Origin of the sequence: Pectobacterium sp. 1950-15 (assembly GCF_037136835.1) — a bacterium.
Classification (GTDB): domain Bacteria; phylum Pseudomonadota; class Gammaproteobacteria; order Enterobacterales; family Enterobacteriaceae; genus Pectobacterium.
Genome location: NZ_JBBBQR010000002.1, coordinates 271,424 through 284,608, shown reverse-complemented (window position 1 = coordinate 284,608; position 13,185 = coordinate 271,424). Strand labels below are relative to the sequence as shown.

Genomic DNA, 13,185 nt, shown 5'->3' with positions numbered 1-13,185 from the left:
TCAATCGGATATGCAGTGTCTTTGGCGTCGATTAGCACGTAATCGACGCCAAGGCCGGGCAAGGGTTAGAACCAGGTTTCCATCTGGATACCGAAGTTCCATTCGCCGCCTGCTTTAAAGCCGGTGGAGCCAAACGTATCTTGACTGGAGTAATTATCCAGTCGTTTATCCCAGTCCATGTAGCTGGCAAACACGCGCAGTTCAGGGCGGCTAAAGAAGTTACCGATATCGCCAACCTTGAACGTCGGTGCGAAGGTCAATTTGTAGAAGCCGCCGCTCACCTGATTCAGGCTGCGATAGCCGCGTGGATCGAGGTCCATGTATTGATAGCTGCCTTCATAGGCCAGTGCAAAGTTTTCGGTGATTTCCTGAATCAGGCGCGCATTAAACGTCACCCATTCGTAGCTATCGCCGTTGACGTAACGGTCTTTACTGGTTTGCGCCAGAATGGATGGAGCAAAACTCCAGGTCTTGTTCAGCGCGGTGGTACCGTAAGTCGCAAATCGCCAGGTGTTGGCGTCGTTGGTCAGGTTGCCGTCGGCACCGATGTTCTTCACTTCGCCGCCCAGTCCGTGACCGTAGAGGATCGCGGTTTTCGATGTCCCGTCGCGTAAGCCGTAGAAGCTGTCGCCGTGGTAAGCCACCATGGCGTGATAGCCTTTGTCGCCCGCATTGGTATTGGTGACGACGGTGTTATCACGGCTTGTACCGGGGTTTGCTTTTACATCGTTGTTCTTGGCGGTTAATCCGCTCAGCATGAACTGGAATGGCCCAACGTAGTTGTTGGCGGTAAAGACGTAGTTTTTGATGTCGTTATCCAGCGAGGTAATTTCGCCGAGGCTGCGGCCATACAGTGAGAAGTTACTTTTGGCGCTATCCGCCCATTTCACGTCATAGATCCCGCCGCCGGTGCCCGCGAGGAAGACGACGTCGCTGTCCAGCCAGTGGATGTCAAAGTTATCGCGATCGAAGCGTTTACCCGCCCACAGCGTGGTGTCCTTAAAGGCGCCAGTGAAGGTTGGCAGTGAACCCAGCTCGACGAAGGCTTCACGGATGTTCAGGTCGCTGGTGGCCGCCGTCCAGTCGTTATAGCTGCGCTGGCCATCCGCCATCATCACCTTGAAGCGAGTGGTCGCGCCGTTATCCAGCTTCTGTTTGTGCTCCAGTTTAATTTCGACGTAGGTGTCGTCTTCATTGCCTAAACGACCAATATGTCCGCCAGTCTGGCCGGCAGGGGACATGCCCGGCCCGATATCGGTTTTGGAACTGGTGGCGGAATCATTGATCGACAGGCCGGAACGCGCGTAGCCGTGGAATTCAAATCCATCGGCGAATGATTTTTGCTTAGCCAGCGCCGTCGTGCGCTGCTCCACCTGCTGGGTTTTCTGTTCGGTTTGCGTCGTGCGAGTGGCGAGCTGTTGGGTTTGCTTTTCCGCGGCGTCGGCTCTGGCCTCGGCTGCCTGAGCACGGGCTTCCGCCTGTTGCAGGCGTTGCTCCATGGCGTTCAGGCGAGCTTCAATACTATCGGTGTTGGCAGCAGAAACATAAAGCGGGGAGGAGAGTAATAATCCTATCGTCACAGCAAGGTGGCTTGGTTTCATTTTTTCGTTCTCGTCGTGAAGGAGATTTATTGTTTTTGGATTTCTCTTGTTTAGCTAAATTGCTAAACCGGTTTTTCATGGGAAAAATAAAAGCCAGCAGGAGGGTTAGCAAGAAATTTCACTCGCCCGATTCTGTAACTGTGATCCTGACTACAAAACCGGGCGGTAACCGTATTAAACGGAGGGATTAGGGCTGGGCTAAGGGAGTGCGCGCAATTGCTGAGCGTAGGGGAGTGCGGTCATTGCGCCTTTTGCTGTGGTGGCAAGCGCGCCACACCGCTGCGCCTGCGCGATAATCGGGTCCCAGCTACGCGGCTGTGGCAGGTCGTCATACTGCGCCAGGCCATGCAGTAAACCGGCGACGAAGGCATCCCCCGCACCCGTAGTATCGACGGGGGTCACCGACGGCGCGGCAAAGTGCTGTAGCTGATGGCGATCGTGCAGCCAGACGCCTTCGCTGCCTAGCGTCACTAGCAAGAGTTGTGTGGGGTAGCGCTGCATGAACTGCAGAATCCCTGTTTCAACGTCCGGTGTTGAACACAGAAATGCCAGTTCTTCACGCGATAGCTTCACCACGTCGGCCAGCATCAGCGCCTGTGTCAGGCAGTCGCGCAGTTCCTGCTCGCTTTGCCAGAGATCGTCACGGATGTTCGGGTCGAAGCTGACCCGACCCAGCGCGGCTTTCACCTGCCGCATCGCCTCAAAGGCGGTGCGGCGCGAAGGTTCCTGTGAGAGGGCGATAGAGCAGAGGTGCAGCCATTCTCCCCGGTTGAACATCGGTAGGTCTTCCGGCTGTAAAAACAGGTCGGCACTCGGGCGTACCATAAATGTGAAGGCACGTTCCCCTGTTTCATCAAGGCTCACGACCACGGTTGAGGTTCGGTGGAACCTGTCGTGCGCCATGTGATGGGTATCGACGTTTTCCTGTTCCAACACTGTTTTGAGAAAATGGCCAAAGACATCGTCACCGACGCGACCAATAAACGCGCTGTTTCCGCCCAGTCTGGCAATGCCAACGGCGACATTCGCCGGTGCTCCACCGGGGCATTTCAGATAGCGTTCCGCATCTTCCGGGATGAGATCGACAACCGCGTCGCCCATGACCCAAATTCTATTTGCCATAACGTTACTCTTATCAACGAGAATTAGACTGTTTGCTAAAATAGAAGAATCGGTTTAGCTAAGCAATACCCTTCATTGTAGAGACGCACCCACATCAATAAAACGCACTTTTCCCCATCGCGTTGGTGAAAATTTATGCGATAGTCATCACGTTGCCACGGTCGTCGGACTAAATAAAAGGGGCTGTCATCCGATAGTTATGGAGCGTGGCTGAATTAATCTGGGATTCAAGCTGCAAAAAGGACGAATGGAGAAGGATATGCATTACCCCACCTCTTTCCGGGGCTACCCCGGTGCGTAATTACAACCTGCTTTGGGGAATATGGGCGCTATGGGCTTTGTTGGTCGCCGCCTGGCTTATTGATATTTATAGCGAATTCCCCCTTCGATATTACGGTCAGGGAGTGGCTGCCGTACTAGCCGCGAGTGTTGCAATCGCATTTTTCTATACTGTTAAAAGGAATAACACGATGTTTTCATTTGATAAAAACAAAAAAGACGCAAAAGAACCGCAAGAGCGCAGTGAAATAAACAGCTCCCCCGCTATCAGCCCATCGAACGAGTTGATTAATTCAGTGAACCCTGTGCGCGTGAAAAAAGACACCTTCATTTCTCAGGGCGCACGCATGACGGGCTCTCTGACCGTGGATGGCAACATCACCGTGGAAGGCCGGGTAGAAGGTGACGTGCAGTGCGATAACACGATTAAAGTGGAGCACACCGGTCAGGTAAACGGTGAAATGAAATCGCAGCAGATCATCATCAACGGCCGCGTTGAAGGACGCATCGCCGCGAGCGTCATCGCCATTCTGGCGCAGGGAAAAGTATTCGGCGATATTTTCACTGATGAACTCTCCATCGAAAAAGGCGGCATCTTCACTGGCCAGTCCCACCCGCTGACCCCGCCAGCGCAGAGCCAGGAAAAACTGAACTACGTGGAAAAGAAAAAAGAGAAACCCGCTAAAGCCCCCGCAGAGCAAGAGAACGTCGTCGCGCTAGCGAGTAATGCGCCAACGGCGTGAGGCTCGTTCTTAATATCTGAATGCCTGAGTACTCCCCGCGCCAGCGGGGTAAATCCGGCTTCTGGCTGGCGTGATGGGGGATTGCGTGTCAGTATTAAAGCACGCCATTTTGCACTCACCGTGACGGTGAGCTACTACGCCAATGATTTTTGTCTTCCATACGTTACCGTAAGGAGGTGCTATGAAAGTTGAAGCCGCAGAGTCGTCCGTTTTTGCCAGCCAGCAGGTGATGGCGAAGCGCTCGACAGAGCATGCAGAGAAAGCGGCGCTGTCCGAACAGCTTCAGTCTTATCAGGCGGGCAGCGGTGCTGTTCCTGTTGGTCAGACGACGCGGTATGATTTCACCCGCATTAGCCCCGCCGAGCTGTATGAAACGGTAGAAGGCCTTGTCAGCAGTGGGCGGTTGGGGCGTGAAGAGGGTTCCGCGCTACTGGGTTTTATCTCGTCGCCGCGCGAAAATGTCGGCAGTGTGCCGCCTTCCAACGTGTTCCAGCCGATTAATGTCTTCGACACCATTCAGCAAGGTGTCGCGGGGGCATCCTCCCGCAGCGAAGTGCAAAATACCGAAAGCCTGCAACGTGCGGCCGAGGCGCTGAACCGCTTTCAGGGACAGGTCTCCAGCATCAGCGTTTATGTCTAGCACAGGTTGGTGCGCCGTAGCGTGAGCATGTTTCTCTCTATCCCCGCGCTTGCGGGGATAGTCGTTTTGCACCTTGCTTAGCTCAGCGTGGGGTTTGAGCTTTGATTTCCGTCAGCAGTACGATCAGTGCCTGCACGTTGTCGTCCTGCGTGCGCCACGACGACACGCTAATGCGCAATGCAGGACGCCCTTGCCAGACGGTGCCGCCAAACCATGCTTTGCCCGAGGCCTGCAATGCTTCCCGTATTGCTATCGTTTGGCTGTCGGTTTCCCCCCGCAGCAGAACCTGATTGAGCACAACCCGATTCAGTATCTCAAATCCTGCATGGCGCAGGCCGTCGGCGATGAGTCTCGCTTGTCGGCAGTGCCGTTCGACCATCTCTGCCACGCCGTCGCGCCCCAGCGTGCGCAGTGCCGCCCACACCGGAATACCGCGCGGACGACGGGAAAACTCGAGCGTCAGGTTTTTCTGGGCATCTCGCGCCGCACTGGAGTAAACCGCATCTGCGTTCATCGCTTCGGCCAGCGCGTCCGCATCGCGGCAAATCGCCATCGCACAGTCGTAGGGGGTGTTCAGCCATTTGTGTGCGTCCGTCGTCCAGCTGTCGGCCAGTTCGATACCTCCCGTGAGCGCCGCGTGGGACGAGGCTCTGGCCCACAGCCCGAAGGCACCGTCAACGTGAACCCAGGCCCCTGCCGCTCTGGCGATGGGAATGAGCTGCGCAAAATCATCGAACTCGCCCGTGTTGACCTCGCCTGCCTGCAAACAAAGAATCGTGCGGTCGTCCAGCGGAGGAAGTTGCGAGGCATCGATCTGCCCAAACGTATTTACAGGCGCGATAAGTAAATGACGTAGCCCAAAGCCGAGTACGCGTAGCGCTTTCTTCACGGTGATGTGCGTGAGTTCCGAAATCACGACCTTAATTTCAGGCGCGCCAATCAGCCCATCATTGTCAAAGTCCCAGCCCTGTCTTGCCAGCAGAGCGCGGCGCGCAGCGGCCAGACAGGAAAGCGTGCAGGCGGTGGCGCTGGTGCCGAAACCCACGGCGCTGTTTTTGGGTAAGCTCAAGGCATCGAGCACCCAACGGCTGGCGAGGCGTTCCAACGTGGCGGAGACCGGCGAATTATCAAAGGTGGAGGCGCACTGATCCCAGGCGATCATCAATCGCTCAGAGGCGGCGGCAACCGGTAATGAAGCCCCGATAACAAAGCCGAAATAGTTTGGGCCATTGGAAGCAGTGGTCGCGGGTGAACCGACCTCATCCAGCAGCGCCAGCGTGCTTTCGGGTGAGTAACCTTGTTGCGGCAGCACCTCATCAAAACGTGTCAGCGCCGCGAGGGCCTCTGCATCGGGGAAAACCCGACGCTGTGCAGTCTCAGCCAGATAACGTCGGCCGCGCTCATCGGCATCCGCCAGTAAAGTCAGTTCGCTCATGCTGTTTCCTTATCAATAATCGTTGTTTTGCTATCACGATAGCGTGAATGCTGACTGCACAGATGACGCGGTGCCGTAAAGCGTGCGGTAAAGATCGCATTCAGTGACGGATGACGTGGTATGAATAGGGCTGCTTTTCATAATATTAGCTTTCACTACTCATTATTGGTTTCAAAATAAAACCAGTTGAAGCATAAATACTCTGGTTTTATTCTGCAACCAAAAACGCACGATCAGCTTTTCAGCCTGTAGATAAGGCAAGCTGAACAGGAAAAAGGGGAAGAAATCGTCATGGTGAAGCGCAGAAGTCTGAAAGAGGATGTGTGTCCCGTCGCCCGCGCGCTGGATGTGGTTGGCGATCGCTGGGCGCTGCTGATTATCCGCGATGCTTTCGATAATCGCCGCCGTTTCAGCGATTTTCAGCGCAGTTTGGGCGTCGCTAAAAATATTCTTACCGACCGTCTGCGCACGTTAGTTGATGAAGGAATTTTGTCCGTTCAGCCTGTTTCCGACAGCTCAGCCTATCAGGAGTATGTCCTGACGCCAAAAGGTGAACAGCTATTCCCGCTCGTCGTGGCGCTACGCCAGTGGGGGGAACAGCAACTTTTCGCGGAGGGAGAAGCCCACTCCCTGCTATTGGATAAACACACTGGCCAGCCTCTGCAAGCCATGCTGCCGTATTCTGCGCAAGGCCAGCGAGTCGTCGGGCAGGATACATTCGTTCAGAAAGTGGATTGAGGTGCCATCATGCAGAAAAAACTGAGAGAAACAGGCAGCGATCTTGAAGCAATCTCCCGCTATCTGAAGAAGCTGCACGTACTGACGTTATGCGTGGGTGAAAATTCGGAATTATGGTGTGCGAGTTGCTTCTATACTTATGACGATCAACAGATAGCCTTCTATCTGATGACGGAGCGGCAGACGCGCCATGGTGAAATGATGGTGAGGTTACCGCAGGTGGCGGGTACGGTCAGCGGCCAGCCGAAGAGCGTTATGCTGATTAAGGGCGTGCAGTTTCGGGGGCAGGCGGTGCTGTTAGAGGGGGATGAAGCCCAGCAGGCCAGAGCGCGGTATAACACGCGTTTTCCGATTGCCCGGGCATCGCAAGCGCCGATCTGGCGGCTCGATCTGACAGAAATCAAGATGACGGACAATGCGCTGGGCTTTGGTAAGAAACGCTACTGGCAGCGAGATGAACAGGTTCAGCAGAGATAACGTCTGTCATAAATAACATTTGCCATACATAACATTTTCCATACATAACAACAGAAACGTCAAAAGATGGGAAAGTGAAAGACGCAGATCAAGGGGGAAAACCGATGAGCCGGGTATTGCTATTAGGTGCAACGGGGTTAGTGGGGCACGAGTTGTTACAGTTGTTGAAAGCCAACAATCGGGTAGAGACGATCTATGCGCCGACCCGTAAGCCGCTGGCGCCTTCGGAGAAAGTGGTCAATCCGCACGATCCCGATCTGTCTGCCGCGCTGGCGCAATTGACTGACCCTGTCGACATTGCATTTTGCTGTCTGGGATCGACACTTAAGACGGCAGGCAGTAAGCAGGCGTTCCGCTATGTGGATTACACGCTGGTGGTGGAAGGATCAAAAGTGGCGCTGGCACTGGGCGCGACGCACCTGTTGGTGGTTAGCGCGCTGAGCGCCAATGCGACATCGCCTTTCTTCTACTCGCGGGTGAAGGGAGAAGCGGAAAGATCGCTGCGGCAGCAGGGCTGGCAACATCTGACATTGGCGCAGCCGTCGATGCTGCTGGGGGAAAGGGAAGACAGTCGTCCGCTAGAAAGCCTGGCCGCGCCGTTGTTCCGCCTGTTCCCGGCAAAGTGGCGGGCCATTGAGGGAAAAACGGTTGCACAGGCATTGCTGAATCAGGCGTTCTCGCCGGAACCAAAAGCGCGCGTTACCGTGCTGGAATCCGACCAATTACTGTCATTAGGCAAGCAGCAACCGCTTCAGTAGCCGCTCTCAATCAGCGCAGGCGGTGGACAACCTGATTACTGCTGCCGCGCCAAATCAGTGCGGGATCTTTCAGATCTTGCACAAATTTTCCATCGACTAAGACGTTGATGAGATCGACCACCCGCAGTTGCTCCGGCGTCAGTTCTGCCAGCACGTAGCCTGTCCACACCCAGATATCTTTGCCTGGGCACTCCGTGCGTATTCGTTCGACCAGCTTCAGGATGTCAGGCACATTCTGTGGATGAAGCGGATCGCCGCCAGACAACGAAATTCCCTGTCGTGGGATCACCGTATCCTGAAGATCGGCGATGATCCGATCTTCCTGTTCCTGCGTAAACGGCTGGCCGGAATTCAGTCGCCAGGTGCTTTTGTTGTAGCACCCCACGCATTCATGCACGCAGCCAGCGACAAACAGCGTGCAGCGGGTGCCGGGGCCGTTGACGACATCAACGGGATAATACTGGTGGTAATTCATACTGTAGAGCCCATGTTATGAAGCGGGCGCGTGTTGACGGTGCCGCGAAAGGTGGGCCGCATCGCGGCGGCCCGAAAGGGATTACCCCAGTTGACCGTTGCCCAGATGTTTAATCCGGCGCTTAACTTCTTCCTGTTTACCGGCGTTGAATGGACGTGCATCCGGACTGCCGAGATAGCCGCACACGCGGCGCGTGACGGAAACGCGTGCCGAATCATGGTTGCCGCATTTCGGGCAGGTGAAACCTTTGCTGGTGCACTCGAATTCACCGGTGAAGCCACACTCATAACATTCATCGATCGGTGTGTTGGTGCCGTAGTAAGGCACTCGGCTATAGCTGTAATCCCACACGTCTTCCAGCGCTTTGAGGTTGTGTTGCAGGTTCGGGTATTCGCCGTAGCAAATGAACCCCCCGTTAGCCAGCGGCGGATAGGGCAGCTCGAAGTCGATTTTCTGGTAAGGGTTTACCTTCTTCTCCACATCGAGGTGGAAGCTGTTGGTGTAATACCCTTTGTCCGTCACCCCTTGCACAACGCCAAACTCGGCGGTATCCAGACGGCAGAAGCGGTCACACAGGTTTTCACTCGGCGTGCTGTACAGGCTGAAACCATAACCCGTTTCGTCTTTCCACTGTTCGGTCGCCTCTTTCAGACGAGCGATGATGGCCACGGCTTTGGCACGTAGCGCCTCGTCATCAAACACGTGCGTTTGGCCACCGAAGAGGGCATTAATCGTTTCATGCAGGCCGATATAGCCCAGCGAAATGGAGGCGCGTCCGTTCTTGAAGATGTCCGCGATGCTGTCGTCCGCTTTTAAGCGTACGCCGCAAGCGCCTTCCATATACAGGATGGGTGCAACGCGGGCTTTCACGTTTTCCAGCCGCGCAATACGCGTCATCAGTGCTTTCTTCGCCAGCGCCAGACGCTGGTCGAGCAGTGTCCAGAAGCGGCCTTCATTGCCTTCGGCCTCCAGCGCGATGCGCGGCAGGTTCAGGCTGATGACGCCTAAGTTGTTGCGGCCGTCGTGAATCTGTTGGCCGTTTTCTTCATAAACGCCGAGGAAGCTGCGGCAGCCCATTGGCGTTTTGAACGAACCAGTGACGTTCACGACCTGATCGTAGTTCAGGATATCCGGGTACATGCGCTTGCTGGCGCACTCCAGCGCAAGCTGTTTGACATCGTAATTCGGATCGCCCGCTTTGTGGTTCAGACCATCGCGAATCGCAAAGACCAGTTTCGGGAAAACCGCCGTTTTGTGGTTTTTACCCAGCCCGGCAATGCGGTTGCGTAGGATAGATTCCTGAATCAGACGCGATTCCCAACTGACACCGAGCCCGAAACCAAAGGTGACGAACGGCGTCTGGCCGTTAGCGGTGTGCAGCGTGTTAACTTCGTATTCCAGTGACTGAAAGGCGTCGTAGCACTCTTTTTCTGTGCGGGTCAGGGCGTAGTTTTCCGCATCTGGAATCTGCCACTCTTCCGCTACGGCTTTATGTTTCGCATGGCTGGCGGTGACAAACGGCGCCAGAATTTCATCGATGCGGTTGATCGTGGTGCCGCCATAAATGTGGCTGGCGACCTGCGCGATAATCTGCGCGGTGACGGCGGTCGCGGTTGAGATCGACTTCGGTGGCTCAATCTCCGCATTACCCATTTTGAAGCCGTTGGTCAGCATGCCATTCAGGTCGATCAGCATGCAGTTAAACATCGGGAAGAAGGGCGAATAGTCGAGGTCGTGATAGTGAATCTCGCCGCGCTCGTGCGCCAGCACCACATCACGCGGCAGAATGTACTGCTTGGCGTAATGCTTGGCGACGATACCCGCCAGCAGATCGCGCTGGGTGGGAATGACTTTACTGTCTTTGTTGGCGTTCTCGTTCAGCAGCGCCATGTTGCTCTGCTCGACCAGACCGCGAATTTCCTGATTCAGCCGACCGTGGCGTTCACGCGCGATGTCTCTGTCGTGGCGGTATTCGATGTAGGTACGTGCCAGCTGCTTGTAATTGCCGGACATCAGCAGGTTTTCGACCGCGTTCTGAATATCGCGGATATCCACGCGCGATTTATCCTGCATTTGTTGAGCGACCGCACAGGCCACAGTTGCGCAGTAGTCTGCATCATTGACACCGGCTGCATGTGCCGCGCGTTCGACCGCCTCTTTGATACGCACTTCATCAAAAGGCACCTGGCAACCGTCCCGTTTAATCACTACTGGTTTCACGTTTTTTTCCTCTATCAATGTTATCCACAGGCGAAAACCGTAACTGACAAGGGTTACAGAGGGCTGTGGATGATATTGTGGATAAGCACTACATATGGGTCGTGTTTATAGGATAGGCACTATATATTGAAATTGCGTAGGGGTGTTTACGCTTTTATCGCCCCAAAATTGATATAGAGCAAAGAAATCTTCATGTCGGAGGGAATTTGAACCTGTGCAAAAAACAGTCAAAAAAGGCGGTGGGAGCGGGAAGGCTTGCTACATGCGGGCTGGCAGATTTTTGCCTGTTTTTTGACCTTAAAAGGGGTTGGGAATAGCGACAATGTTGTGGTGGTGAAAGAAAGAACAGAAAAAAGCGCACGGGTTATCGTGCGCTTTTGGGGGAGAGTCATGCCGACAATTAGCGACGAACGGCGATCGCTTCGATTTCGATCTTCACGTCTTTTGGCAGGCGGGCAACTTCAACGCAAGAGCGAGCCGGGAACGGGGCATCGTGCTCGTTGAAGAAGGCTTCATACGCGGTATTCACCAGGGTGAAGTCGTGCAGGTCTTTCACAAATACCGTCGTTTTCACGATATCGGAAACTTTCAGGCCAGCAGCTTCCACAATTGCCTGTACGTTTTCCAGCGACTGACGCGTTTGAGCAGTAATGTTATCTGCCACCAGACCGCTTTTCGGGTTCACTGGAATTTGGCCGGACGTGATGATCATGCTGCCGAGGTCGACGCCCTGAACATAAGGGCCGATGGCGGCAGGGGCGTGCTCAGTGCTGATAGTACGTGACATGGTATCTCCTTGATAGGGGCGTAAAAGGAACGCGGACGCAGCCATTATTCAAAAAAGCCCCGCCGCAGGCAATGTTCATCGCGGGGCAAAGCAGAAAACTAGCGATCTTGCAGCACGGCCTGACGCTCAAACTCTTTCTCGCAGTACTTACACTTCAGGTGAACGTCGCCATCGCGCTGTTTAACGCTGAATGACGATGAGACGGGTTCGCTGCGGCTGATGCAGTTGCTGTTAGGGCAAGTGAGCACGCCGGTAATGTGATCTGGCAGCGTTGGCACCAGTTTGCGCACCACGTCATAGTCATCAATCTGATTAACGGTTGCCTGCGGTGCGTAGATCGCCAGCTGATTCGCTTGCTCTTCAGTCAGGAAGATATTTTCGATCTTGATCAGATCTTTGCGCCCAAGGTGGTTGGACGGCAAATTCAGGCCGATGGTGATGCGCTGGTCTGTCGCAGTCAGTTTAAACAGCGTCAGCAGTTTAAAACCCACCTGTGCGGGAATGTGGTCGATCACCGTGCCACGTTTGATCGCTTCAACCTGTAATTTATTATCGTGTGTCATGATGGTTTCTTCCTCTTACAGAACCAGTTCGCGATTCAGGACCAGCGCCAGCAGCGCCTGACGGGCGTAAATGCCGTTGCCCGCCTGTTGGAAATAATAAGCGTAGGGCGTGGCATCCACATCAATGGTGATCTCATCGACGCGCGGCAGCGGGTGCAGCACTTTCAAATTCGGGCGGGCGCTGTGCAGGTCAGCCGCGCGCAGGACAAACTGGGATTTGATGTTGATGTACTCGGACGGATCCAGACGCTCTTTCTGCACGCGCGTCATGTACAGAATATCCAGCTCACCGACGACGTCGTCGATGCTGTTGTGCAGGCTGTAAGCAATATTCTTCTCTTTCAGCATGCTCAGAATGTAGTCCGGCATCGCCAGCGCGTCTGGAGCGATGAAATAGAAGCGGTTGCCTTCAAACTTCGCCAGCGCCTGCGTGAGTGAATGCACGGTGCGGCCATATTTCAGATCACCGACCATCGCGATGTTGATGTTGTTCAGGCGCCCCTGCGTTTCCTGAATGGTGAATAAATCGAGCAGCGTTTGTGTCGGATGCTGGTTCGCACCGTCGCCGGCGTTCAGTACCGGAATGCCGCCGGAAAACTCGGTCGCAAGGCGGGACGCGCCTTCCTGCGGGTGACGCATTACGATGGCATCAACATATTGGCTGATGACGGAAATGGTGTCGGCCAGCGTTTCGCCCTTTTTCCCCAGCGAGGTGTTGTTGCTGTCGGCGAAGCCGACGACGGAGGCACCGAGACGATGCATCGCGGTTTCAAAGGATAAACGCGTCCGGGTTGAGGCCTCGAAGAAACAGCTGGCAATCACTTTATGTTTTAACAGCTCAGGCTGAGGCTTGGCTTTCAGACTGGCGGCGACGCGCAGCGTCAGTTCCAAATCTTCCCGACTGAGGTCGTTAATCGAAATAATATGCTTTTGATAGAGCGGATTGACCATGGTGTCTTTCTCCTCACGAGTAAACAGGAAATGTCGTATCTGGCTGCCCGAGCTGTCGGCAAAAATGCCTGATGCGCTTTTTGATGCCACAACGTGACGACCTGCAAAGGCTGCCGTCGTGGACGATAGGGCACAAAAAAAAGCCCCTCATTGAGGGGCTTTCTTAATGGAATAATTGAGCAACGGAAAGGAAAACGCTGGCTGGCTGCCGGATGGCAGTTGTGGTTGAGAACCAACATAAGCAGCGGATTTTTTGGTGTAACGGTGCATGACCCCTCCCAGCAAACTGTCGGGAATTATACGCGCCGACTAGGCTATTTCAAGCAGAAAACGTGGTTTTTTACGCATCGCAATCGGTTGCGGATAGGGTGCGGTATGCATAATGCCCGCAGGTGG

Annotated in this window: 13 protein-coding genes; 5 read left to right on the top strand and 8 right to left on the bottom strand. The window is 54.7% G+C overall.

Going from position 1 to position 13,185, the window contains the following annotated elements:
* Positions 1-65 precede the first annotated feature (65 nt).
* The gene (locus tag WCT94_RS03355) at positions 66-1,601 is read right to left on the bottom strand and encodes a carbohydrate porin (protein WP_336867954.1); all 1,536 of its coding nucleotides are present in this window, start codon (positions 1,599-1,601) and stop codon (positions 66-68) included.
* Between the two features lie 198 nt (positions 1,602-1,799).
* Positions 1,800-2,723 carry an aminoimidazole riboside kinase gene (locus WCT94_RS03350; RefSeq protein WP_336867952.1) on the bottom strand — a complete coding sequence of 308 codons (924 nt, stop codon included), beginning with the start codon at positions 2,721-2,723 and terminating at the stop codon, positions 1,800-1,802.
* Positions 2,724-3,193: 470 nt separating this feature from the next.
* On the opposite strand from WCT94_RS03350, the gene WCT94_RS03345 reads away from it, so the two are divergent.
* Both WCT94_RS03345 and WCT94_RS03340 read left to right on the top strand, forming a co-directional pair.
* Positions 3,194-3,745 carry a bactofilin family protein gene (locus WCT94_RS03345; protein ID WP_336867950.1) on the top strand — a complete coding sequence of 184 codons (552 nt, stop codon included), beginning with the start codon at positions 3,194-3,196 and terminating at the stop codon, positions 3,743-3,745.
* A 181-nt stretch (positions 3,746-3,926) separates the two neighbouring features.
* On the top strand, positions 3,927-4,385 hold the full coding sequence (locus WCT94_RS03340; protein ID WP_012773069.1) for a hypothetical protein: 459 nt from the start codon (positions 3,927-3,929) through the stop codon (positions 4,383-4,385).
* Between the two features lie 82 nt (positions 4,386-4,467).
* Here the strand turns inward: WCT94_RS03340 and WCT94_RS03335 are convergent, their stop codons facing one another.
* Positions 4,468-5,820, bottom strand: coding sequence for a pyridoxal phosphate-dependent decarboxylase family protein (locus WCT94_RS03335; RefSeq protein ID WP_336867949.1), 1,353 nt, complete (start codon positions 5,818-5,820; stop codon positions 4,468-4,470).
* Between the two features lie 291 nt (positions 5,821-6,111).
* On the opposite strand from WCT94_RS03335, the gene WCT94_RS03330 reads away from it, so the two are divergent.
* From WCT94_RS03330 to WCT94_RS03320, 3 genes are all read left to right on the top strand, one after another.
* Positions 6,112-6,558 (top strand): winged helix-turn-helix transcriptional regulator, encoded by a 447-nt coding sequence (locus tag WCT94_RS03330; RefSeq protein WP_336867947.1) that lies wholly within the window; start codon positions 6,112-6,114, stop codon positions 6,556-6,558.
* Between the two features lie 9 nt (positions 6,559-6,567).
* Positions 6,568-7,035 (top strand): YhbP family protein, encoded by a 468-nt coding sequence (locus WCT94_RS03325; protein WP_336867945.1) that lies wholly within the window; start codon positions 6,568-6,570, stop codon positions 7,033-7,035.
* 104 nt (positions 7,036-7,139) lie between these two features.
* Positions 7,140-7,793 (top strand): hypothetical protein, encoded by a 654-nt coding sequence (locus WCT94_RS03320; protein WP_336868084.1) that lies wholly within the window; start codon positions 7,140-7,142, stop codon positions 7,791-7,793.
* Between the two features lie 10 nt (positions 7,794-7,803).
* Here the strand turns inward: WCT94_RS03320 and nrdG are convergent, their stop codons facing one another.
* The 5 genes from nrdG to pyrB all read right to left on the bottom strand — a co-directional run bounded on the left by nrdG (position 7,804) and on the right by pyrB (position 12,789).
* A complete protein-coding gene (gene nrdG / locus WCT94_RS03315) occupies positions 7,804-8,268 on the bottom strand; it encodes an anaerobic ribonucleoside-triphosphate reductase-activating protein (protein WP_336867944.1) in 465 nt (154 codons plus the stop codon).
* Between the two features lie 81 nt (positions 8,269-8,349).
* The gene (nrdD, locus tag WCT94_RS03310; protein WP_336867943.1) at positions 8,350-10,488 is read right to left on the bottom strand and encodes an anaerobic ribonucleoside-triphosphate reductase; all 2,139 of its coding nucleotides are present in this window, start codon (positions 10,486-10,488) and stop codon (positions 8,350-8,352) included.
* Positions 10,489-10,888: 400 nt separating this feature from the next.
* Positions 10,889-11,275 (bottom strand): 2-iminobutanoate/2-iminopropanoate deaminase, encoded by a 387-nt coding sequence (ridA, locus tag WCT94_RS03305; protein WP_012773081.1) that lies wholly within the window; start codon positions 11,273-11,275, stop codon positions 10,889-10,891.
* A 98-nt stretch (positions 11,276-11,373) separates the two neighbouring features.
* The gene (pyrI, locus tag WCT94_RS03300; RefSeq protein ID WP_180743160.1) at positions 11,374-11,838 is read right to left on the bottom strand and encodes an aspartate carbamoyltransferase regulatory subunit; all 465 of its coding nucleotides are present in this window, start codon (positions 11,836-11,838) and stop codon (positions 11,374-11,376) included.
* 15 nt (positions 11,839-11,853) lie between these two features.
* Positions 11,854-12,789 (bottom strand): aspartate carbamoyltransferase, encoded by a 936-nt coding sequence (pyrB, locus tag WCT94_RS03295; RefSeq protein WP_336868083.1) that lies wholly within the window; start codon positions 12,787-12,789, stop codon positions 11,854-11,856.
* Positions 12,790-13,185 lie beyond the last annotated feature (396 nt).